Source organism: Pannonibacter carbonis (genome assembly GCF_003012935.1).
Lineage (GTDB): Bacteria > Pseudomonadota > Alphaproteobacteria > Rhizobiales > Stappiaceae > Pannonibacter > Pannonibacter carbonis.
The window spans coordinates 1-20,414 of sequence record NZ_PUDR01000005.1 but is presented as its reverse complement, the minus strand read 5'-3'; the positions used below and the strand labels follow the sequence as shown (position 1 = coordinate 20,414).

Sequence of the window (20,414 nt, the reverse complement as noted above, 5' to 3'; positions counted from 1 at the left end):
ACGAGGCTCCGGAGCCCCAAGCCTGATCGGCTTTTGACTTCTGTGCAAGGGGAGGGACCAGGAAATGACGGGTGAAGCTCCACAGGCCTCGAAGCCCCCCTCCCCCTCGTGGGGAGGGGTGAGGGGTGGGGGGAGCGGTCTTAGATCCAGGCTACTTATGTCCCTGACAAGGCTTACTTTATACGCTTTGTGATCTGACGGTCTCCCGTGCCCCCCACCCCACCCCTCCCCACGAGGGGGAGGGGGGCTGAGATGCCTTGAAAACAGTCTGGCCAAATTTCAGATAGTCAGGTTTCCAGGGGGAGGTGCGCATCGCCCAACCAGCACCATAAGGACGCGGTTGACCTCAGAGGCTGTGATAGGCGCGGGCCTTGTAGATCAGGGCGTCATGCGCCTCGCCCAGTCGCACATCCTTCAGCGCGCCGATGAAGATCGAATGCGAGCCGACATCGTGGGTCTGCAACAGGCTGCAATCTGCGCTCATCAAGGCGCCGACCAGCACGGGCGCTCCGGTTGCGCCGGTGATCCATTCGGCGCTGGCAAAGCGCGGCTCCATGTCCGCGCCATTGCGGCCGGCGAACGTGTCCGAGAGCCCGCTCTGGTGTCCGGCCAGCGTGTTGAGGCAGAAGACCCGGTTCTCCATCACGGCCGCGTGGATGCGGCTGGAGCGGTTGACGCAGACGATCAGAGCAGGCGGGCTGTCGGTCAGCGAGCAGGCCGCGGACACGGTCGCGCCGCAGCGCCCGCTGACGCCGTCCGTCGTCAGAACATGGACAGCGGTGGCGATTCGGCTCATCGCCTCGCGGAAACGGGCGATGTCGAGCGCCGGCAGGGCAGCGGCCTTGCCTGCGAGTGCAGTCGGATCAGGCTGGTTAGGAGCAGGCTTGTTAGGAGCAGACATGGGCGAAAAGGTCTTTCCCTTGCGTCTTGCGGTCAACGCGCGAAAATGTGGCCTGGCAGCAAGCTCGGCACGGGGGCAATGCACTCATCGGCCAGAGTATTTCTCAGGCTGTCCGGTGGCGAAAGCCAGTATGGCGGCAAGGATATAACGCGGCCTTGCCGAACTTGCACCCCGGACCGGTCTTTTGGTTGCGGTAAAGTGTCAGCCACGCAAAAAAATCATGTCTGGTTGCAGCGGTTTGTCCGCGCGGATGATACTAGGACACGGAACGTCGGATTGAGGCCAGCGCTGACTGGCAAGCGATTGAGGATCGGAACGGGGATGAAGCGCGGGATCGCGGCGGCGACAGGTGTGGTTCTGGCAAGCCTCTGGGCACCCTTGGCCATGGCGGATATCGCCATCGGAGTGGCTGCTCCCCTCAACGGGCCCTTTGCTCCCCTTGGCCAGCAGCTGCTGTCGGGCGTGCGCGAGGCGATCGCGGATCTGAATGCCCGTGGCGGGGTGGCGGGCGAGAAGCTGAAGCTTGAAGCGGTCGACGATGGCTGCGAGGCGAAAAAGGCCGAAGCCGTCGCCAACCAGCTGGTTGGCCGCAAGATTCGCCTTGTCGTCGGTCACGTCTGCTCGGCAGCTTCGCTGGCAGCTGCCAAGGTCTATGCCGAGGCCGGGATCATCCAGATCAGCCCGGCGACCCTGTTGCCCCGTCTGACGGAGGATCGTGCCGGCCCTGGCCTGTTCCGTCTGGCGCGGCGCGACGACGCACAGGCGACAGCGCTTGCCGATCTGCTCCTGAAGCAGTTTGGCACGGAGCGCGTCGCGCTGATCGCGGACCGCAGTGCCTATGGCAAGGCGCTGTCCGATGCAGTGAAGGAAAAGATCAATGCCGGCGGTTTGCGCGAGGCCGTCAACCTGACCTTCGAGCCGGGGGAAAAGGATTTTCGCGGCCTTGCCTCCACGTTGAAGGGCGAGACCATCGACGCCGTCTTCATCGCCGCCCATGCTGCCGATACGGGCAATCTCAAGGCTGCACTTGCCGGGCTCGGGCTGAACGTGCCCGTCATTGCCGGCGATGCGGTGATGAGCACCGACTATGGTGCTGCCGCAGGTGAGGCTGCCAGCGGCATCAGCGTCAGCTTCCTTCCCGATGCGACGGGACTTGCCGCCGCCCAGGACATCGTTGAACGCCTGCGCACTCGCAAGGACGAGGCTTTGGGCTATACCTTGCCGGCTTATGCCGCACTCGAACTCTATGCGGCGGCTGTAGCTGATGCCGGAGACACGGAGTTCGCCAAGGTCGCAACGGCCTTGCAGCAAGGCCGGTTCGAGACGGTGATCGGCCCTGTCGCCTTCACCCCGGACGGGGATGCGGACATGCCGGGCTATGCCTTCTATGACTGGCGCGACGGCGCCTTCCGGCCCGCTGACGCAACCAATTAACCCTTTGTTCAGATATCGCCCGCCGCCGGGTGCCGCGCGGACGGGGTACTGCTAGTGTTGCCGCCAGTCTTGTCTGGTTCAGGCGGCGGATGGAAATGGCAGCAAATCACGGTGGGCGGAGGCTTTGCCTCGTTACATATGGCGCATGTCTTGCGCTTTTCGGACTTCTCGGTCTTGGCCCGGCAACGGTCAGCCCGGCCCATGCTGGCGGCACGCTGGTGCATTTCGAGGACCCGCGCTTTGCCCCCGGCACCATCGTCGTGCGCAATGGCGAGCGGCGGCTCTATCTGGTCGTGGGGCAGGGCAGGGCGCTTGCCTATCCTGTCGCAGTCGGCAAGCGCGGCAAGAGCTGGACCGGCCAGACCTATGTCGACGGCAAATACGTGAAGCCAGCCTGGATCCCGCCGGCCGAGGTGAAGCGTGACATCCCGTCCTTGCCGGACCGCATTCCCGGCGGCGCGCCCAACAATCCGATGGGCATTGCCGCGCTGACCCTGTCTGGCGGCGAATATGCCATTCACGGCACCAACCGCCCCGACAGCATCGGCCGCCCGGTCTCCTACGGCTGCATCCGCATGCACAACGACGACATCGCCGACCTGTTCCACCGCGTCGCCGTAAACACGCCGGTCGTGGCGCTGCCGTAAGGCGGGCAGCTCAACAAGGCGGACGCTCCCGCGCCGCATTGCCACCTTGTGCCTGACGGCTGGCCCGGACACTCTGGAGCCTTGATTCCTGAAGGGGCCGGAGCGGGCGATGTTGTTCTATCTCACTGTCATTCTCGTCTGCCAGCTCGCGGGCGAGCTGATTGTCGTTGGGCTTGGCCTGCCGATGCCGGGGCCAGTGATCGGCATGATCCTGCTGTTTGCCGGGCTCGTCATCCGGGGCGGCATTCCGGAGGGGCTGACGCGGGTGGGGGATGCGTTTCTCTCCAACCTGTCGCTGCTGTTCATTCCCGCCGGCGTCGGCGTCGTGCTGCATATGGGGCTGATCGCGCGCGAGGCGAAGGCGCTGGGCGCAGCCCTCTTCGGCAGCACGCTGATCGCCATCGCCGTCACCGGCCTCCTGATGCATCTGCTCACCCGGCGCCAGCGGGCCCGGGCGGGTGAGGGCACGGGCGAGACGGGAGACCGGCCATGAGCGCGCCGGCCAGCCTCACCGAACTCTGGGTCTATCTCGCTGCCAGCCCGCTGACGGCGCTGACCATGACGCTGATCGCCTATCAATGCGGCATGTGGATCTCGGCAAAAGCCGGCTTCAGCCCGCTGGCCAATCCGGTGCTGCTCGCCGTGCTCCTGCTGGTTGGCTTGCTGCTCGTCACCGGCACCGACTATCGAACCTATTTCGAGGGCGCGCAGTTCGTCCACTTCCTGCTCGGACCGGCCACCGTGGCGCTGGCGTTGCCGCTCTACCGGCAGATCGAACGGGTGCGGCGTTCGGCCCTTGCCATCACGGTCAGCCTCATCACCGGCGGCGCGGTGGCGGCGGCAACGGCGGTGGCCATAGGTGCCTTTTTCGGGGCCGGGCCGGACATTCTCGCCTCGCTCGCCCCGAAGTCGGTCACGGCTGCCGTTGCCATGGGCATTGCCGACAAGCTCGGCGGACTGCCCTCGCTCACCGCCGTGCTGGTGATGATCACCGGGGTGATCGGCGCCGCGCTGGGCCCTCTGCTGCTGACGCTCCTCGGCGTGCGCGATCCGGCCTCGCGCGGGCTTGCCATCGGCACGGCGGCGCATGGCATCGGCACGGCGCGCGCGCTGCAGATGAGCGATCTCGAAGGTGCCTTCGCCGGCCTTGCCATGGGCCTCAACGCGCTTGCCACTGCACTGCTCTTGCCGCTCGTCTGGGGCTGGGTGTTCTGACGAGGCCTGCAGCTGCTCAGTCGAGACCGGCGGCCTTCCTCAGTGCGGCGTTCATGCGCGATTGCCAGCCTGCGCCAGACTGCCGGAAATGATCGACCACATCTGCGTCCAGTCGCAAGGACACCGGCAGCTTCACCGTGTCTGCCTTCGGCCGACCGCCAAGGTTCTTGCGCATGGCGGCGGCGAGGTCTGGAAACACCTCGGCAAAGGGTCGTGCGGCCGCAAGTTCCGTTTCGCTCGCCTCTGGTGCATCTGGGTCAAGGGATGGCGCGGGCCGGAGTGGAGGTTTCCGAGGTCTGGTCACAGCAGGCTCCTTTCCCTCTGGCTTGCCGGGCGCATGGAGATGACCGAAAGCCCTTCGGCTCCGAGCACCGTGAAAACAACGGCAATTGTCCCGTCCAGCAAACGCCCAATGGCCATAAACCGACCGCCGCGCGACGGGATCACAAGCGAGTTCAGAAAGAACGCTTCATCCAGATCCGCAAAGTCGAGGCCATGCTTGGCCAGATTGGACGCCCGTTTCGGTTCGTCCCAGACGATCAGACGCATCGGTTTTTGTATATACGAAAACTGGACAGTCGTAAAGTCGTCGCTACCGCACCCCGAGCCAGGCTCTGGGATCAACCTTCGCGTCCGTATTTCCGGTTCCCGAAAGAGCCTTCACCAGATCGGTGACGGCCTCCAGCGAATGGACGGCGCGGAATTCGTCCACATGCGGCAGCATGGCGCGGATGCCGCGGGCTTTGGGCTCGAAGCCGTCGAAGCGCAGCAACGGGTTGAGCCAGATCAGCCGGCGGCAGGAGCGGTGCAGCCGGTCCATCTCGCGGGCAAGATCCTCGTCGGTCTCCCGCTCCAGCCCGTCGGTAATCAGCAGCACGGTCGGTCCGCCGGAGAGCACCCGGCGCGACCAGTGGCGGTTGAACAGGTGCAGCGCCGTGGCGATGCGCGTGCCGCCGGACCAGTCGGCGACACCGGCCGAGCACGCTTCCAGCGCCTCGTCCGGGTCCTTCATGCGCAGCGAGCGGGTGACATTGGTGAGCCGCGTGCCGAACAGGAACGTGTGCACGTCGCGCCGGGTCTCTGTCATCCCATGCAGGAAATGCAGGAGGATGCGGCTGTATTGGCTCATCGACCCGGAAATGTCGCAGAGCGCCACGATGGGCGGCAGCTTTTCCTGCCGCGCCCGGTGCTTCAGGTCGATGATGGCACCGCCCGCGCGCAGGGATGCGCGCAGCGTGCGGCGCGGGTCGATCTGGCCGCGCGGGGCCGCGACCTGGCGGAGATGCAGGATCATGTCCTTCGGGATCCGCATGGCCCTCAGCGCTGCTTTCGCCTCGGCGATCTCGGCGGCGGTCATCTGGGCAAAGTCCTTGGCCTGCAGCAGTTCGCGGCCCGACACGGTGAAGCGGGCATCCACCTCCACCTCGGGCTGCTCGGCCAGCGTCTCGCGCCGCTCGCGCGCGGCCTGGAAGGCCTGGGACACGCGGGTCTGGCCGGCCTTGGCCTTTTCAGGGGCGGCACGCGGCGGGGCGACAGGCGACAGGATCGCCAGCATCTTCTCGATCAGCCCGCGGCTCTGCCAATAGATGCGGAAGGCCTCGTCAAACAGCACCCGGTGTTCGCGCTTCTGCACGAACAGGGCATGCAGCGTCCAGTAAAGGTCGTCGCGGCTCTCGATGCCGTTCACCTCGACCGCGCGCACGGCTTCCACCACGGTGGCCGGTCCGGCGGGCAGTCCGGCGCGGCGCAGGGTGCGGGCGAAATGGACGATGTTCTCCACCATCCGTCCGCGCCGATCGGCCTCTGTCGTCACCGGTCCCGCGGTCACCATCGGCTCAGGCCCCGCCGGCCGGGCGCTGGCCGAGGTCGCGGGCGCCTTCCTTGCGGATGTCCTCGACGATCTGACGCAGGCGTGAGCCGCGCACCCGCTCGATGTCGTCCTGGTATTTCAGCAGCACGCCCAGCGTGTCGGAGGCCATGTCGGGATCAAGGGCCAGTTCGTTGAGCTCGGTCAGCGCCGTGGCCCAGTCCAGCGTTTCGGCGACGCCCGGCTGCTTGAACAGGTCTTCGGTGGCGCGCAGGCGCTGGACGAAGGCGACAATCTCCGCCGTCAACCGTTCCGAGGCACCGGGCACCTTGCCCCGGACGATGGCGAGTTCCCGCTCCGCATCCGGATAGTCGACCCAGTGATAGAGGCAGCGCCGCTTCAGCGCGTCATGGATCTCGCGGGTGCGGTTGGTGGTGATGATGACGATCGGCGGCTCGGCGGCGCGGATGGTGCCGAGTTCGGGGATCGTCACCTGATTGTCGGACAGAACCTCCAGCAGAAACGCTTCGAAGGCTTCGTCTGCGCGGTCCAGCTCGTCGATCAGGAACACCGGCGGTCCCTTCAGCGAGGGTTCAAGTGCCCGGAGCACCGGGCGCTTGATCAGGAAGCGTTCATCGAAGATGGAGCGCGACAGGGCGCTGTGGTCGGTGTCGCCGGAGGCTTCGGCAACGCGGATTTCCACCATCTGCGCGGCGTAGTTCCACTCGTAAACGGCGGCGGAAATGTCCAGCCCCTCATAGCATTGCAGGCGAATGAGATCGCGGCCGAGGGTGGCCGCCAGAACCTTGGCGATCTCGGTCTTGCCGACGCCGGCCTCGCCTTCCAGAAACAGAGGCCGGCCCATCTTCAGGGCCAGATGCAGCACGGTTGCCAAGGCCCGGTCGGCGACATAGCCGCCGCTGGTGAGTAGCCCCAGGGTGGCATCGATGGAGGCGGGCAGGGCGCTGGGCGCGTGAGGGGTCGGCGTCATGGGGTCTCCCGGCATGTGTCGCTGCCGTCCATCCCCGGTCGCCGGGCGGGCAGCTGTTGGCGGGCGCTCCCGCCCGCGCAGCATATAAGGCGGCATTGAACTTGGGCAGCGGTGAATGCGACAGCGCCGCTGAAACCGTCTCAGGCCCGGGACATGTCAGTGCCGGCACCATCTTGCCTCGGGGTTTTGCCGGACTTGCTGTGGCGACGCGCGCCGCCCACCTTCACCGCAGAATGACGGGGAGAGGTTCATGCGATTCGAAATCGGCCGCACAGGCGGCGTGTTGCTGGCGCTTGGTCTTGCACTGGCCCTGATAGGGGGGAGTGTCACCGCCGCACCGTCACCGCAGCCGGATGCTGCATCGGACCTGAAGGCCGTGGAACTTGGCCGGGGGATTGCCGAAGTCAATTGCGCTGTCTGCCATGCGCTTGGCCGCGACGACACAAGCCCGATGGTGACGGCCCCGGCCTTCCGCGACCTGTGGAAGCGCTATCCGGTCGAGCAACTGGAGGAGAGCCTTGCCGAGGGCATTGTCGCCGGCCACGAGAACATGCCGGAGCTGATGCTGGAGCCGAACGAGATCAACGCTTTCGTTGCCTATCTCAAGTCCCTCGGCGGTCCGATCGGTAACTGAACGGCTGGCAGCACTCAAGGTAACCGGCTGCTAACATATTGAATTTTAAAGTGATATGCTGATTTTTTAGTTGTCTGTTTACTTTGCTGGCGTGACACTTTTGCTGTGGCAACCACGTCATGAGGTGACCCATGCAGGCAAGTGAAAGTTTTCGCCGCCAGTTTGCTGGCTATGGCGTTCTGACCGCCGAAATCCTGTACCGCATGCCGGACCATCCGGCGCTCTTGCAGAGTTTTCTCTGGCAGACCGAGGACAAGGCGCCGCAATTTCCCGAACTGCGCCGCTTCCTTGCCTATTGGGAGCGGGAGATCGAGGCTCTGATCCACTCGGTCCGTGTCGCCCACAAGGATCTGATCGGCCCGATGGACGTGCGCTACGCCAAGGGCGAATTCCTGATCCATTGACGCCGACGGGCGCATGAAAAAGCGGGCAGAGCGTCAGTTCTGCCCGTCTGTCTGTTGCCAAAAATTCTGGCGGTCCGCACCCGCTCGGCGTCACCAATGCGACGCGGAAGGTGGGCCGGACTTGACCTTGCTGATGCAAGGTCAAGTCAGTTCATGTCACTTCTTGCAGCCCTGGCCCTTCGGATAAGGGGGGCCGTAGAGGACGAACGCCGAGAAACTGGTGCCGCCCGATGCAAGGTCGAGCAGTTCATCCGGCAACTCGTCCTGTGCGATGGACCGCGGTAGCACAAGCACTGCTTCGCCCGGCGCTTCCTCGATGACGGTGATCTTGTAGGACGGGATCGGGTCAGTGCCGATCAGTTCCTTGATGGCCGCATGCGGGTTGGACTTCAGCAGGTCACGGAAGGCTGCATCGGTCGAGGCCCGTTTGATCAGGTGCTTCTCGATGTGCTGGCGGGCCTGGATAAGCGGATCGGTTTCCGACATGAGCGTACTCCTTGGCATTTCTCATGCAATCAGGTCTGCGTCGTCATCGCCGTCGTGACGCTGCCGAAGCATCCTCGTGCCAAGATTTACGGCAAGATTTCTGATGCTGCGGGGTTGGACCCCAAATCTGCCACTCAAGGTCTAGGCTGCAGGTCCAGCCCCTTGCCATCGCGCATCACGGCCTTTGCCTCGGGGAGAAACTCCGAGCCGTCGCCTTCATGCAGCACAAAGCCTGGCATCAGGCGCAGCGGCGCGCGGCTGGCGCGGATGGCGCGCAGCAGGATGCGGGTGGCGGCAGCGTCCGGGCGCGGACGCAGGGGGATGATGTCGATGGCGCCGAAGCGGCCCTGCAGCACCTCCAGCACCTCCTGCAAGCCGTCGGCGCGGAAGATGACCGTCAATGATCCGCCTTCGCGCAGGATATCGGCCGCAGTGCGGGCCCAGGGCTCCAGGCCCCGTTCGTCCAGCATGTGTGCCTGCGCCCTTGCATCCGCCGGCGAGGAGCGGAACTGGCGCGCCGGATAGTAGGGCGGATTCATGATGACGTGATCGGCCATGCCCGGCGTCAGGCCGCTGGCATGGCGCGCGGCGCCTTTCGCCGTGATGTCAGCGGCCAGCACCTGCACCCGTGATGCAAATGCGGCATTGAGCGGGGCGGTCAGGCTGCTGCGCGCCAGGTCCAGCACCAGCGCATCATTGTCCACGAGGGTGACGGTAATGTCGCAAAGCCGGGCGGCGGCGCAGAAACCGGCGGTGCCGACGCCTGCGCCCAGATCCACCACATGGCCAGTCGTGGCATCGGGCAGGGCGGCGGCGAGGTAGACCGCGTCGAGCCCGGCGCGATGCCGACCCTTGGCCGGTTGTTCCACGGTGACAAGACCACCCAGAAATGCATCCCGCGTCGTCGCAGGCGCAGCATCACCCGTCATTTGCGTGGATCACTCAATTCATGGCCGAGTTCGGCGTCACGCATCAGCCGGCGGGCGGTGTCGATGTCGTCGCTGTCCACCATCACCCGGCGCGGAATGATGCCCAGCGAGCCTTCCAGGATGCTCATGTTGCCATCCGCGACAAAATGCGCGATTCCCGCCTGGCCCAGCAATGAGCCGACGACAGAAATGATCACGGGATCATTGGTTCTGAGCAGTTCTTCCATGATCTTCCGGGTCCTTGGCGAGTTGTTGGCCGGCAGGCAGGACGGCAGTTCCAAGCTTTATGCCGCCTGCTGCGTCGTGGACAAGTCTGTTCAACGGTTTGTCAATTGAATGCTCCCTTGCCCCGGACGGCCGAGGTGCCTATTGTCCGCCAAAACCTGACCCCTCGCCAGACCCGTTGGGAGAGTGCATTTGGCAGCCCTTGTCGCTTCCGCACCGGATAAAAGCCGCGCCCAGCCGGGCATCCAGCTTCTCGTTGATCTCGTTGCCGCCGACATGCAGAAGGTCAACGAGTTGATCCTGTCGAAGGCGGGTTCGAATGTCGAGCTGATCCCGGTCATCGCCAAGCATCTGATCGATTCCGGTGGCAAGCGGCTCCGGCCGATGCTGACCCTCGCGCTCGCCGGCATGTTTGGCTATGCCGGCAACGGCCATGTCATTCTGGCTGCCAGCGTCGAGTTCATGCACACCGCCACGCTTCTGCATGACGATGTGGTCGACGAGAGCGACATGCGCCGGGGCAAGTTGGCCGCACGCAAGCTCTGGGGCAACCAGGCCAGCGTTCTGGTCGGTGACTATCTGCTCGGCCAGGCCTTCAAGATGATGGTCGATGTCGGTTCGCTCGAAGCCCTGCGCATCCTGGCCGAAGCCTCCGCCGTGATCGCGGAAGGCGAGGTGATGCAGCTGGGCGCGGCCAAGAACATCGCCACCACGGAAGCTGCTTATCTCAAGGTCATCGAAGCCAAGACGGCGGCGCTGTTTGCTGCTGCCGCAGAGGTTGGCCCGGTGATTTCCGGCCAGAGCGCCGAGATCTGCGCCGCCGCCCGCCGCTATGGCATGGATCTTGGCCTCGCGTTCCAGCTCGTCGACGATGCCCTTGATTACGGCGGCTCGTCGGCTGACCTTGGCAAGCAGGTCGGTGACGATTTCCGGGAAGGCAAGATCACCTTGCCGGTGGTTGTGGCGCTCGAGCGCGGCTCCGACGAGGACCGCGCCTTCTGGAAGCGTTGCCTCGAAACCGGTGACATCCGCGACGGTGATCTTGACCACGCAATCGCCTTGCTGCGCCAGCATGGGGCGATCGAGGAGACCATCCTGCGCGCAAGTCACTACGGTGCCAGCGCCCTGGCTGCCCTTGAGGCGCTGCCGGATACCGCGCACCGTCAGGCACTGGCCGATGCCGTCGAGTTCTGCATCGCCCGCGTCAGCTGACGCGAACCAGCCAGTTCCGGTCATCGAAACCAGACTACTCTCCGCGCGGTCCCGGCCTTGAGCCGGGACCGTTTTTTGTTGGTCAAGACGTCATGCCTGCAGAGTTGGGCTTCCCGCCACCCACCAGCCGGGATGCTTGCGTGACAGGTCGCTGACCAGCCCTTGAACCTCAGTCGCCGCGCAAAGGGCAAAGCAGGTCGCCCCTGATCCGGACATCCGTGCGAGGGAAATGCGCGGGTCGGCCTTCAGAATTGTCAGAACCTCGCCGATGGCCGGACAGATCGAGATGGCTGGCGCTTCAAGGTCATTGCGCGCGTTGTTGAGATACTCCAGCAGCGCTGCGGCGTCGGCAAAGCCATCCGGAATGTCCGGCAAGGCGGCATTGTCGCGCCTTGTCAGGGCCTTGAATACGTCCGGCGTTGCCACCTTCTGGCGCGGGTTGACCAGAACCAGGCCGAGCTGGGGCAGTTTCGGCAAGGGTAACAGTTCCTCGCCGATGCCGCGCATGCGGCTGGCACTCTGACTGAGGCACACCGGCACATCGGCGCCGAGGCTTGCTGCGATTTCCGCCAGCATTGCATCGGGAACGGGCGTGCCGCTGTGCTGTGCCATCAGGCGCAGGGCTGCCGCCGCATCGGCCGAGCCGCCGCCGATGCCGGAGGCAACCGGCAGGCGCTTCGTCAGACGCAGGTGATAGGCCGGCTCCGCCGTCTCCAGCCGCAGGGCCAAGGCCCGAACGGCGCGCAGGACCAGGTTGCTGGCGGGATCCTCGCCTTTCAGCTCGCCGGCAAACGGGCCCTCGATGGCAAGATCCAGTTGATCCGCCGGCTCGAGCAGCAGCACATCACCGATGGCCGGAAACACCACCAGACTGTCGATGAGATGATAGCCATCTGCCCTCTGTCCGGTGACATGCAGCGCCAGATTGACCTTGGCGCGCGCCAACTGCACCCGGGGCGGCGGCGGCCCGCGCCGCGCCTCCGGGCTTTCATCCCTGTCGCTCATCGCAACCTCAGCCGCCGTTGCCGCTGGTGTTGGCGGCTGTTGGCGTTGCCGGCTCGTCCATCAGGCCATTGGCGATCTTGTCGAGGATCTTCGGCAGGTCTTCCGGCTCCGGGCTCAGGTCGCGGGCATGGTTCCACTGGAACCGGGCTTCCAGTCGCCGTCCGACTTTCCAGTAGGCGTCGCCGAGGTGATCGTTGATGGTCGGATCGCCGGGGCGCAGTTCGACGGCGCGTTCCAGTTCCTTGACGGCGTCCTCGTAGCGGCCAAGCCGGTAATAGGCCCAGCCCAGGCTGTCGACAATGTAGCCATCGCTCGGGCGCAGGGCGACCGCCTTCTTGATCATGCCAAGAGCTTCATCAAGCTTCAGGTTCTGGTCAACCAGCGAATAGCCGAGGTAATTCAGCACCATCGGCTGGTCCGGATAGAGCTCCAATGCCTTGCGCAGGTCTGCCTCGGCTCCGTCCCATTGCTTTAACCGCTCGCGGCAGATGCCCCGGTAGTAGAACAGGGCCCAGTGCCGCCCATCGGTGTCCTTCACCGTATCGATGCCGCCCGAATAGATTTTCTCGGCTTCGGCAAACATCTTGTGCGCTCGCAGCACGTTGCCGAGCGAGGTGATCGCCTCCAGGTCGCTCGGGTCCTGCTTGATCAGCGCTTCCAGATGCGCCCGGGCCTCGTCGACCTTTTCCAGGGCATTGAAGTTCAGGGCGATCTGGATTTCCGCATCCCGCTTCAGCGGAGAGGACTGCGGCACCTGTTCCAGCGCTTCGATGGCGCGCTGCGGATTGTTCATCCGCTCATGGAGGCCGCCGAGCGCGATAGCTGCAAAATCGGCATCCGGGTTGAGATAGAGCGACAGGTTCAGATAGGCAGCGGCGAGTTCCTCGGCGCCATCCCGGCCAATGGCCGAGCCTAGACCATTCAGCAGTTCTGCGACCCCCAGCAGCGGGCTCTTGACCAGTGGCGGGATCTTCTTGCCCGATTCGATGGCCTCGCGACTGGCTTTCAGCAGCGGATGGCCGGGGACAATCTCGTCATATTCGGCCAGAACGGCCAGTGCTTCCTTCTTCTTGCCATTGCTGGCCAGCAGGCGGGCATAGGAATCAGCAACACGCAGTGCACCGCGGTCAGCGTTATAGGCGGCCTCGATGCGCTCCAGCGCCAGCTTGGGCCGGCCGGCGTTCTGCGCAATCAGGGCCGCATGGTTGGCCTTGAACACGTCGAACCATTCGGGACCCTTGAGGCCATCGATCCGCGACAGTGCCTTGTCGACTTCGCCAGCACCCGCCTCCATCCAGGCCTTGGCCAGGGTCAGGGTCAGTTCGGCCAGCGGGCCGCCGCCGGGATCATTCTTCAGCGCCGAGGCAGCGGAACGGAACTTCTTGTCCTGTGCCAGGTTGACCGAGGTGACCAGGTAGCCGAGGAAATTCCCGAGCTTCATTGCATCGAGATCGCGCGCCAGCTCGCCGGCGAAGTCAATCTCGCCATTGGCCATCTTCAGCATGAAGGTGCGTTCCAGCAGGAACGGGTTCTGCGGGTCCGTCGCCAGCGTCTCTTCATAGAAGGCGGCGGCGGACGCAAAGTCCTTCACGCGGGTGGCCAGCCGCCCGGACAGGTAGCTGCCGGACTGGGTAATATTCAGATCATCCGGTGTCCCGGGGCGCACCGGCTCCGCAGTCTGGGATGCATGAACGGGCACAACGAGGGCCGGTGCGACAAGGGCCGGTATGGCAAGGGCGACCAGCGCGGTTGTCAGCAGCCCCCGCAGGCGGAAGCGGGAGATCAGCCGGAGTTTCCTCGGCGCGGCGATGACGTTCTTCATTGATCCTCGCAGGTAACCTCGCAGGACGAGCGTATCGGATGCATGGCCGGAGCCGGACCGATTCAGGTTCGTCCAGTGAACTCAGACGACAGTGGCGGGTTTGTGGCGATGCGGCAAGCAACTGTGCTCGGCTTGCACCAAACCCGTGGTCAAATCCCTGTGCATGGTAGACCAATTACCAAGCCGGCTGTTGTGCGCTTTGGTCGGTTGCAGTGCAAAAAAGGCTTGTGTCGCCCCCCCTTGACGTAGCAGGAATACGCCTGCTCCGGGCACCGGGTTCTCCGGTCCTGGACCTGAAGTGACCAGCAGGAACCTGCGGGACCTGCTGTGAGGACGGAGGCGGGAATGTCCAAGTGGGTCTATGGTTTCGGCAACGGTGCCGCCGAAGGCGATGCCAGCATGAAGAGCCTGCTCGGTGGCAAGGGTGCGAACCTCGCCGAGATGAGCAATCTGGGCCTGCCGGTTCCTCCCGGTTTTACCATCCCCACCGAGGTCTGCACCTGGTATTACGACCATGACAAGACCTATCCGGCTGATCTGGCTGCCCAGGTCGAGGCCGCACTTGCCGAGGTTGGCCGGTTCACCGGCCGTGCCTTTGGCGACAAGGTCAATCCGCTGCTGGTCTCCGTACGCTCCGGTGCCCGCGTGTCCATGCCGGGCATGATGGACACGGTTCTCAACCTTGGCCTCAATGACGAGACGGTCAAGGCGATTGCGCAAAGCTCCGGCGACGAGCGCTTTGCCTATGACAGCTACCGCCGCTTCATCCAGATGTATGGCGACGTGGTGCTTGGCGTCGATCACCATTCCTTCGAGGAAATCCTGCAGGAAGTGAAGGACGAGGCCGGGCATGTGCTCGACACCGAACTTTCCGCTGCCGAGCTTGCCGGCATCATTGAGCGCTTCAAGGATCTCGTCGCCGAGGAACTGGGCCGTCCGTTCCCGCAGGACCCGATGGAGCAGCTGTGGGGCGCAATCAGCGCCGTCTTCAGCTCCTGGATGACCGCCCGCGCCCAGACCTACCGCCGCCTGCACGACATTCCCGCCAGCTGGGGCACCGCCGTCAACGTCCAGGCCATGGTGTTCGGCAACATGGGCGAAACTTCGGCCACCGGCGTTGCCTTCACCCGCAACCCGTCCACCGGCGAGAAGGCGCTCTATGGCGAGTTCCTCGTCAATGCCCAGGGCGAAGACGTGGTTGCCGGCATCCGCACGCCGCAGGACATCACCGAGAAGGCCCGCATCGAGGCTGCCTCCGACCGTCCGTCGATGGAACGGCTGATGCCGGACGCCTATGCCGAGTTCATCCGCATCTGTGATCGCCTCGAGGCGCATTACCGCGACATGCAGGACCTCGAATTCACCATCGAGCGCGGCAAGCTGTGGATGCTGCAGACCCGCTCGGGCAAGCGCACCGCCAAGGCCGCGCTCAAGATCGCGGTCGACATGGCGGCCGAAGGCCTGATCACCGAGAAGGAAGCGGTGCTGCGCGTCGAGCCGTCGGCGCTGGACCAGCTGCTGCATCCGACCATTGATCCGAAGGCGGAACGCAAGATCTTCGTCACCGGTCTGCCCGCATCCCCGGGTGCAGCCTGCGGCGCCATCGTCTTCACCTCGGAAGAAGCCGAGCAGGCCAAGGCGGCCGGGCGCAAGGTGATCCTTGTGCGCGTGGAAACCTCGCCGGAAGACATTCACGGCATGCATGCGGCCGAGGGCATCCTCACCAGCCGCGGTGGCATGACGTCACACGCTGCCGTGGTGGCGCGCGGCATGGGCAAGCCCTGCGTCTCCGGCGCCGGCTCGCTGCGCATCGACTATCGCAACGGCACGGTCAGCGCGGGCGGCAAGGTTCTGGAAAAGGGCCAGATCGTCACCATCGACGGGTCCACCGGCCAGGTGCTCATCGGCGAAGTCCCGATGCTGCAGCCCTCCCTGTCGGGTGACTTTGCCACGCTGATGGTCTGGGCCGACGCTGGCCGCCGCATGAAGGTGCGCGCCAACGCCGAAACCCCGGCCGACGCCCGCGTTGCCCGTGACTTTGGCGCCGAAGGCATTGGCCTGTGCCGCACCGAGCACATGTTCTTCGACGGCGAGCGCATTCTGGCCGTGCGCGAGATGATCCTGTCCTCGACCGAGGAAGGACGCCGCGCCGCGCTCGCCAAGCTTCTGCCGATGCAGCGCAACGACTTCCTGCAAATCTTTGAAATCATGAAGGGTCTGCCGGTCACCATCCGCCTGCTCGACCCGCCGCTGCACGAGTTCCTGCCGCATTCCGACGCCGAGATTGCGGAAGTGGCTGCAGCAATGGGCGTCTCTGCCGACAAGCTGCGCGAGCGGGCGATGGAACTGGCCGAGTTCAACCCGATGCTCGGCCACCGCGGCTGCCGATTGCTGGTGTCCTATCCGGAAATTGCCGAAATGCAGGCCCGCGCCATCTTCGAGGCGGCTGTGGAAGCCGGCAAGCGCACCGGTGCCCCGGTGGTGCCGGAAGTCATGGTGCCGCTGGTCGGCCTCAAGGCCGAGCTGGACCTGGTGCGTGGCCGCATCGATGCCATGGCCAAGGCGGTCGCAAGCGAAACCGGCATCGCCATCGACTATCAGGTCGGCACCATGGTGGAGCTGCCGCGCGCGGCCTTGCGCGCTGGCGAGATTGCAGAGGCGGCGGAGTTCTTCTCCTTCGGCACCAACGATCTCACCCAGACGACCTTCGGCATCTCGCGCGATGACGCCTCGTCGTTCCTCGGCACCTACCAGCAGAAGGGCCTGATCGAACAGGATCCGTTCGTCTCGCTCGACCGCGAGGGCGTTGGCGAGCTGATCAGCATCGCCGCTGAGCGTGGCCGCAAGACCCGTCCAGACATCAAGCTCGGCATCTGCGGCGAACATGGCGGTGACCCGTCGTCGATCCACTTCTGCGAAAGCGTCGACCTCGACTACGTCTCCTGCTCGCCGTTCCGCGTGCCGATTGCCCGTCTGGCGGCGGCGCAGGCGGCGCTGAAGCGGAGCTGACGCCATGACCGATGGGGCAGGGGAGGCACTCGCCCTTCTGCGGCAGGGCGGCAAGCTTGCGCTGTCCCGTGCCCTGTCGCGGCTGGAAGCGGAAGAAGGCAGCGCCCGTCTGGCGGCGCTGCTTGATCTTGCGGTCTCAGAAGGCTCCGGCCGGGCGCTGGGCCTCACGGGCCCTCCCGGCGTCGGCAAGTCGACGCTCACCAATGCGTTGATCCGCGGCTTTCGCACGGCTGGCGACACGGTTGGCGTTCTGGCAGTGGACCCGTCCTCGCGGCTGACCGGCGGGGCGCTGCTGGGTGACCGCACGCGGCTTGCCACCGATCCGGAAGACCAGGGCATCTTCGTGCGCTCCATGGCCGCGCGGGATCGTCTCGGCGGCCTCTCCGACCATGCCATCGCCGCCATTGCCCTGTTCCGGGCCGCGCGGGATCAGGTCATCGTCGAATCGGTTGGTATCGGCCAGTCAGAGGCGGACGTGGCATTCGCCGTCGACACGCTCGTCCTGTGCATCCAGCCCGGCTCCGGCGACAGCCTTCAGTTCATGAAGGCCGGTGTCATGGAGCTGCCCGACATCATCGTCGTCACCAAGGCCGACATGGGTGCGGCCGCCGCGCGGGCGAAGTCGGATGTTGAGGGCGCGCTCAGCCTGTCACGCCTTGCCAGCCAGGACTGGACGGTGCCGGTGCTGACCGTTTCAGCGGCGGAGGACAAGGGGACAGCGGAGCTGATGCAGGCCATCGCCCGCCACCAGGCCTATCTGACATCCAGTGGCAAGGGCGCGAGCCGCTATCTTGCCCAGCAGCAGGACTGGGTTTCTGATTTTGTCCTGACCCGTTACGGCCGCGCAGGCGCCAGCCTCGTCGATGTCCCCGCTCGCCTGGCCCTTGCCGGCGGTCCTTTTGCGGCGATGGCAGCCATCCGTCAGGATCTGGACGCCCGGCTCGGTCTCGTCTGAAGCCGGTCTGGCAAGGAAGTTGATACATCGCCTCAAGGCGATCAGCGGGTCATGGCAGCCTTGTTCAGCTGAAAAGTCCTAGCTCGCCCGCAGCTGGCTCGCGGCAATCTTGACCCGGCTGTCGATCAGGCTGCCGGCAATCACCGGGGCAATCTCGTTCGCGGGCCCCGGACGGCTGATGTAGTAGCCCTGCAACCGCTCGCAGCCGATCGAGGTGAGGAATTCCATCTGCTCCGGCGTTTCGATGCCTTCGGCGACGACCGTCATGCCCAGCGCTTCGCCAAGATCGATGATCGTGCGCAGGATGGCCTGGGCCTGCGGGCAGTCCCCGGCCGGCAGGATGAAGTCCCGGTCGATCTTGAGGATGTCAAAGGGGAAACGGCGCAGGTAGCTGAGTGATGAATAGCCGGAGCCGAAGTCGTCGAGCGCGATCTTGATGCCGAGTTCCCGCAGCCGCTTCATCACGTTGAGCACGGCCATATCCTTGCCGGCAAAGACCGATTCCGTCACCTCGATTTCCAGGCGCGATGGCGGCAGGTCAAAGGAGGCGAGCGTTTCGATCAACTGGTCGATGAAGCGCGGATGGCGGAACTGGGTTGGCGAGATGTTCACCGAGATCATCACATCCGGCCACAGATGCGCGTCGCGGCAAGCGCGGCGCAGCACCCAGAGACCCAGGTCATTGATCAGGCCGGTTTCCTCGGCAATCGGTACGAAGCTTGCGGGACTGATCGGGCCCCGCTCGGGATGGTTCCAGCGTACAAGCGTCTCGATGGCCGTGATCTTGCCGGTCTTCGACGACAGCTGCGGCTGGTAGGCGACAGCCAGCGCGTCATTGTCGATGGCGCGGCGGAGTTCACGGGCGATGTTGTCGCGCGTCTGGACATATTCTTCCATCGAGGGATCGAAGAACGACCAGCGGCCGCGTCCGTTCGCCTTGGCATCATAGAGCGCGATATCGGCCTTGCGCAGCAACTCGCCGGCCCCGGTGCCGTCCTGTGGCGAGATCGCCGCGCCCATCGACAGGCTGACGAACAGCTCTGTTCCCGCCACCTTGACCGGGCGGATCAACTCGTCCTGCACCCGGCTCAGCTGGTACTCGATCAGCGCGCGCGACGAGCACTGGCTGAGCACCATTGCGAACTCGTCGCCAGAGATGCGCGCGAGCGTGCCGGTTGGAGGAACGACGCTGCGCAGCCGGGCGGTTACGGCGCGCAACACCTCGTCTCCGGCCGCATGGCCGAGGGTGTCGTTGATATCCTTGAAATGGTCCAGGTCGATATAGACCACTGCCGTCAGGCCCTTGTCGTCATAGGCATGGGCGAGGGTCTGGGTCAGAAGACCGGTGAAATAGTCGCGGTTCGGCAGGCCGGTCAGGCTGTCATGCTGGGCGGCATAGACGGCCTTCGCCTCGCTGCTGGCAAGCTTGCGCGTCGACGAGCGGGCATAGTTCAGCAGCACGCCGGTCAGGACGGCGACCGCGAGCGCCAGGATCACCATCACTGGCAGGATCCGGTTCAGCATTTCAGAGCCGGGACTTTTCGACACCCAGTTCAGCCGCACGACGGGCTGGTTGTTCGGATCCCGCAGCATCAGGTCTGCCATGCCGTGGCGGCTATTGCTTGGCTGCGTTGCGGCGATGCTCGACAATCCGGCCATTTCCGACAGGCGGCCAAGCGCAAGGCTGTTGATCGGTACGAAACTCACGATCACCGACGGGGGCTCGCGCTCCGCGCCGATGGTGTGCAGGTCCGGGGCGATGGCTGTCACGGAAAAATAATAGGGCGCGGCATCGATGCGTACGAGACCGGTTTCGAACAGGGAATGATGGAAATTGCGATAGACCGGCTGGAACTTGTAGGTTCCGGATGGAGTACGCACGAAACTGTTGATGTAGCGGGCCCGAACCCGGGCGATCGGGCCCTTCAGCGCGTTCAGCAGGTGCTCGCTCGCCCAGTTGCCGTCACCGGAGCGATCGAAGGCGACGAGAATATCGCGCTTGCTTCCCAGGATCAGGCTGCGGCTGTGGCCATAGCCCTCGGCAAGCCAGGCGGAGACATGATGGCGCAGCCAGTCGCGGTTCTCGATCCCCCGTTCGGCGCGGAAGAATGCGTCGTCCCAGACCGCAGCGCCTTCCTGTTGCTTGGCGATCTGGTCCAGCTGCAACTGGATCGCCTCCTGCAACAGGTTGCGTTCGCTGGTGACGGCTGCCTCATCGGTGAGCCGGGATGACCAGACAAGGATTGCAAAGACGAAGACAACAGCAAGCGCCACAATCCCGATCACCGGCATGATGATCGTGTTGGCAATTTTGCCGCTTCGAGCGCTTGATGCCGGTTCCATCCTTGACCACCCTGCATGTGTCAGCGAACGTTAGCGCAGACGCCTTAAGGAAAGGCCGACGAATATAGTTAAAAATACCTGATCACCGGTCATGGAGGAATGAAATACAGGCGGGCATCAAAGCAATTGCAGGCCCCGGAAGCTTACCTCCGTACCCCGTGCAACGATGATGTGGTCATGCACTTCAATGCCCAGCGGCTTGGCGATGTCGATGATCTGCCGCGTCATCTGGATGTCCGCGCGCGACGGCGTCGGGTCGCCGGAGGGGTGGTTGTGCATCACCCATTTTAATCTACTATTATATTGAATATGCTATATATTAATACTTTTTGAGAGTAGGTGGGGACGTCGTTCGGGGTATGTAGGTCGTGCTCTAGTATGATCATCACGCTTGA

At 64.5% G+C, this 20,414-nt stretch carries 20 protein-coding genes and 1 pseudogene; 9 read left to right on the top strand and 12 right to left on the bottom strand.

Annotated elements, in window-relative coordinates; genetic code table 11:
* Positions 1-346: 346 nt before the first annotated feature.
* Complete coding sequence (locus C8348_RS21930) at positions 347-901, bottom strand: flavin reductase family protein (protein ID WP_198646978.1); 555 nt, start codon at positions 899-901, stop codon at positions 347-349.
* A gap of 321 nt (positions 902-1,222) precedes the next feature.
* Here C8348_RS21930 and C8348_RS21925 point away from each other — a divergent pair, with 321 nt between their 5' ends.
* The 4 genes from C8348_RS21925 (at position 1,223) to C8348_RS08460 (ending at position 4,197) form a co-directional block, all read left to right on the top strand.
* Positions 1,223-2,335, top strand: coding sequence for a branched-chain amino acid ABC transporter substrate-binding protein (locus C8348_RS21925; protein ID WP_157950407.1), 1,113 nt, complete (start codon positions 1,223-1,225; stop codon positions 2,333-2,335).
* A 95-nt stretch (positions 2,336-2,430) separates the two neighbouring features.
* Positions 2,431-2,982, top strand: a complete 552-nt coding sequence (locus C8348_RS08470; RefSeq protein WP_106753129.1) for a L,D-transpeptidase — start codon at positions 2,431-2,433, stop codon at positions 2,980-2,982.
* 109 nt (positions 2,983-3,091) lie between these two features.
* Positions 3,092-3,475, top strand: coding sequence for a CidA/LrgA family protein (locus C8348_RS08465; protein ID WP_106752895.1), 384 nt, complete (start codon positions 3,092-3,094; stop codon positions 3,473-3,475).
* Entirely contained in the window at positions 3,472-4,197 is a 726-nt protein-coding gene (locus tag C8348_RS08460; RefSeq protein WP_106752894.1) for an LrgB family protein, read from the top strand. Before C8348_RS08465 ends, C8348_RS08460 begins: the two co-directional genes overlap by 4 nt.
* Positions 4,198-4,213: 16 nt before the next feature.
* Here the strand turns inward: C8348_RS08460 and C8348_RS08455 are convergent, their stop codons facing one another.
* Genes C8348_RS08455 through C8348_RS08440 form a run of 4 tightly spaced genes read right to left on the bottom strand, consistent with a single transcriptional unit; the run spans position 4,214 to position 6,995 of the window.
* Positions 4,214-4,501: a BrnA antitoxin family protein gene (locus C8348_RS08455; RefSeq protein ID WP_106752893.1), complete on the bottom strand. Its 288-nt coding sequence runs from the start codon at positions 4,499-4,501 to the stop codon at positions 4,214-4,216.
* Positions 4,498-4,746 carry a BrnT family toxin gene (locus C8348_RS08450; RefSeq protein ID WP_106752892.1) on the bottom strand — a complete coding sequence of 83 codons (249 nt, stop codon included), beginning with the start codon at positions 4,744-4,746 and terminating at the stop codon, positions 4,498-4,500. The genes C8348_RS08455 and C8348_RS08450 overlap by 4 nt, the downstream gene beginning before the upstream one ends.
* Positions 4,747-4,789: 43 nt before the next feature.
* On the bottom strand, positions 4,790-6,028 hold the full coding sequence (locus tag C8348_RS08445) for a vWA domain-containing protein (protein WP_106752891.1): 1,239 nt from the start codon (positions 6,026-6,028) through the stop codon (positions 4,790-4,792).
* A 4-nt stretch (positions 6,029-6,032) separates the two neighbouring features.
* On the bottom strand, positions 6,033-6,995 hold the full coding sequence (locus tag C8348_RS08440; RefSeq protein WP_106752890.1) for an AAA family ATPase: 963 nt from the start codon (positions 6,993-6,995) through the stop codon (positions 6,033-6,035).
* Between the two features lie 250 nt (positions 6,996-7,245).
* Here C8348_RS08440 and C8348_RS08435 point away from each other — a divergent pair, with 250 nt between their 5' ends.
* The gene (locus C8348_RS08435) at positions 7,246-7,629 is read left to right on the top strand and encodes a c-type cytochrome (protein WP_208983658.1); all 384 of its coding nucleotides are present in this window, start codon (positions 7,246-7,248) and stop codon (positions 7,627-7,629) included.
* A 131-nt stretch (positions 7,630-7,760) separates the two neighbouring features.
* Positions 7,761-8,033 (top strand): usg protein, encoded by a 273-nt coding sequence (locus tag C8348_RS08430; RefSeq protein ID WP_106752889.1) that lies wholly within the window; start codon positions 7,761-7,763, stop codon positions 8,031-8,033.
* Positions 8,034-8,189: 156 nt separating this feature from the next.
* Here the strand turns inward: C8348_RS08430 and C8348_RS08425 are convergent, their stop codons facing one another.
* The 3 genes from C8348_RS08425 to C8348_RS08415 all read right to left on the bottom strand — a co-directional run bounded on the left by C8348_RS08425 (position 8,190) and on the right by C8348_RS08415 (position 9,675).
* Complete coding sequence (locus C8348_RS08425; protein ID WP_106752888.1) at positions 8,190-8,519, bottom strand: NHLP leader peptide family natural product precursor; 330 nt, start codon at positions 8,517-8,519, stop codon at positions 8,190-8,192.
* Between the two features lie 134 nt (positions 8,520-8,653).
* Complete coding sequence (locus C8348_RS08420; RefSeq protein ID WP_106752887.1) at positions 8,654-9,448, bottom strand: tRNA1(Val) (adenine(37)-N6)-methyltransferase; 795 nt, start codon at positions 9,446-9,448, stop codon at positions 8,654-8,656.
* Positions 9,445-9,675 carry a putative signal transducing protein gene (locus tag C8348_RS08415; protein WP_106752886.1) on the bottom strand — a complete coding sequence of 77 codons (231 nt, stop codon included), beginning with the start codon at positions 9,673-9,675 and terminating at the stop codon, positions 9,445-9,447. The genes C8348_RS08420 and C8348_RS08415 overlap by 4 nt, the downstream gene beginning before the upstream one ends.
* A gap of 274 nt (positions 9,676-9,949) precedes the next feature.
* Here C8348_RS08415 and C8348_RS08410 point away from each other — a divergent pair, with 274 nt between their 5' ends.
* Positions 9,950-10,885: a polyprenyl synthetase family protein gene (locus C8348_RS08410; protein ID WP_106753127.1), complete on the top strand. Its 936-nt coding sequence runs from the start codon at positions 9,950-9,952 to the stop codon at positions 10,883-10,885.
* A gap of 90 nt (positions 10,886-10,975) precedes the next feature.
* On the opposite strand, the gene C8348_RS08405 is transcribed toward C8348_RS08410, so the two are convergent.
* Positions 10,976-11,890 carry a 4-(cytidine 5'-diphospho)-2-C-methyl-D-erythritol kinase gene (locus C8348_RS08405; protein WP_106752885.1) on the bottom strand — a complete coding sequence of 305 codons (915 nt, stop codon included), beginning with the start codon at positions 11,888-11,890 and terminating at the stop codon, positions 10,976-10,978.
* 7 nt (positions 11,891-11,897) lie between these two features.
* Positions 11,898-13,712, bottom strand: a complete 1,815-nt coding sequence (locus C8348_RS08400) for a tetratricopeptide repeat protein (protein ID WP_106752884.1) — start codon at positions 13,710-13,712, stop codon at positions 11,898-11,900.
* A gap of 345 nt (positions 13,713-14,057) precedes the next feature.
* On the opposite strand from C8348_RS08400, the gene ppdK reads away from it, so the two are divergent.
* Together ppdK and meaB are read left to right on the top strand one after the other, a co-directional pair.
* On the top strand, positions 14,058-16,721 hold the full coding sequence (ppdK, locus tag C8348_RS08395; RefSeq protein WP_106752883.1) for a pyruvate, phosphate dikinase: 2,664 nt from the start codon (positions 14,058-14,060) through the stop codon (positions 16,719-16,721).
* 4 nt (positions 16,722-16,725) lie between these two features.
* Positions 16,726-17,676, top strand: coding sequence for a methylmalonyl Co-A mutase-associated GTPase MeaB (gene meaB / locus C8348_RS08390; RefSeq protein ID WP_106752882.1), 951 nt, complete (start codon positions 16,726-16,728; stop codon positions 17,674-17,676).
* Positions 17,677-17,754: 78 nt separating this feature from the next.
* Here meaB and C8348_RS08385 read toward each other — a convergent pair whose 3' ends face one another.
* On the bottom strand, positions 17,755-20,019 hold the full coding sequence (locus C8348_RS08385) for a putative bifunctional diguanylate cyclase/phosphodiesterase (protein WP_106752881.1): 2,265 nt from the start codon (positions 20,017-20,019) through the stop codon (positions 17,755-17,757).
* A 117-nt stretch (positions 20,020-20,136) separates the two neighbouring features.
* A pseudogene (locus C8348_RS08380) lies at positions 20,137-20,301 on the bottom strand (JAB domain-containing protein); the annotation flags it as partial.
* Positions 20,302-20,414 lie beyond the last annotated feature (113 nt).

Bases quoted from the DNA above. Each gene is read 5' to 3' on its own strand.
- C8348_RS21930 (WP_198646978.1), bottom strand. From the start codon at position 901: ATGTCTGCTCCTAACAAGCCTGCTCCTAACCAGCCTGATCCGACTGCA.
- C8348_RS21925 (WP_157950407.1), top strand. From the start codon at position 1,223: ATGAAGCGCGGGATCGCGGCGGCGACAGGTGTGGTTCTGGCAAGCCTC.
- C8348_RS08470 (WP_106753129.1), top strand. From the start codon at position 2,431: ATGGCAGCAAATCACGGTGGGCGGAGGCTTTGCCTCGTTACATATGGC.
- C8348_RS08465 (WP_106752895.1), top strand. From the start codon at position 3,092: ATGTTGTTCTATCTCACTGTCATTCTCGTCTGCCAGCTCGCGGGCGAG.
- C8348_RS08460 (WP_106752894.1), top strand. From the start codon at position 3,472: ATGAGCGCGCCGGCCAGCCTCACCGAACTCTGGGTCTATCTCGCTGCC.
- C8348_RS08450 (WP_106752892.1), bottom strand. From the start codon at position 4,746: ATGCGTCTGATCGTCTGGGACGAACCGAAACGGGCGTCCAATCTGGCC.
- C8348_RS08445 (WP_106752891.1), bottom strand. From the start codon at position 6,028: ATGGTGACCGCGGGACCGGTGACGACAGAGGCCGATCGGCGCGGACGG.
- C8348_RS08440 (WP_106752890.1), bottom strand. From the start codon at position 6,995: ATGACGCCGACCCCTCACGCGCCCAGCGCCCTGCCCGCCTCCATCGAT.
- C8348_RS08435 (WP_208983658.1), top strand. From the start codon at position 7,246: ATGCGATTCGAAATCGGCCGCACAGGCGGCGTGTTGCTGGCGCTTGGT.
- C8348_RS08430 (WP_106752889.1), top strand. From the start codon at position 7,761: ATGCAGGCAAGTGAAAGTTTTCGCCGCCAGTTTGCTGGCTATGGCGTT.
- C8348_RS08425 (WP_106752888.1), bottom strand. From the start codon at position 8,519: ATGTCGGAAACCGATCCGCTTATCCAGGCCCGCCAGCACATCGAGAAG.
- C8348_RS08420 (WP_106752887.1), bottom strand. From the start codon at position 9,448: ATGACGGGTGATGCTGCGCCTGCGACGACGCGGGATGCATTTCTGGGT.
- C8348_RS08415 (WP_106752886.1), bottom strand. From the start codon at position 9,675: ATGGAAGAACTGCTCAGAACCAATGATCCCGTGATCATTTCTGTCGTC.
- C8348_RS08410 (WP_106753127.1), top strand. From the start codon at position 9,950: ATGCAGAAGGTCAACGAGTTGATCCTGTCGAAGGCGGGTTCGAATGTC.
- C8348_RS08405 (WP_106752885.1), bottom strand. From the start codon at position 11,890: ATGAGCGACAGGGATGAAAGCCCGGAGGCGCGGCGCGGGCCGCCGCCG.
- C8348_RS08400 (WP_106752884.1), bottom strand. From the start codon at position 13,712: ATGAAGAACGTCATCGCCGCGCCGAGGAAACTCCGGCTGATCTCCCGC.
- ppdK (WP_106752883.1), top strand. From the start codon at position 14,058: ATGTCCAAGTGGGTCTATGGTTTCGGCAACGGTGCCGCCGAAGGCGAT.
- meaB (WP_106752882.1), top strand. From the start codon at position 16,726: ATGACCGATGGGGCAGGGGAGGCACTCGCCCTTCTGCGGCAGGGCGGC.
- C8348_RS08385 (WP_106752881.1), bottom strand. From the start codon at position 20,019: ATGGAACCGGCATCAAGCGCTCGAAGCGGCAAAATTGCCAACACGATC.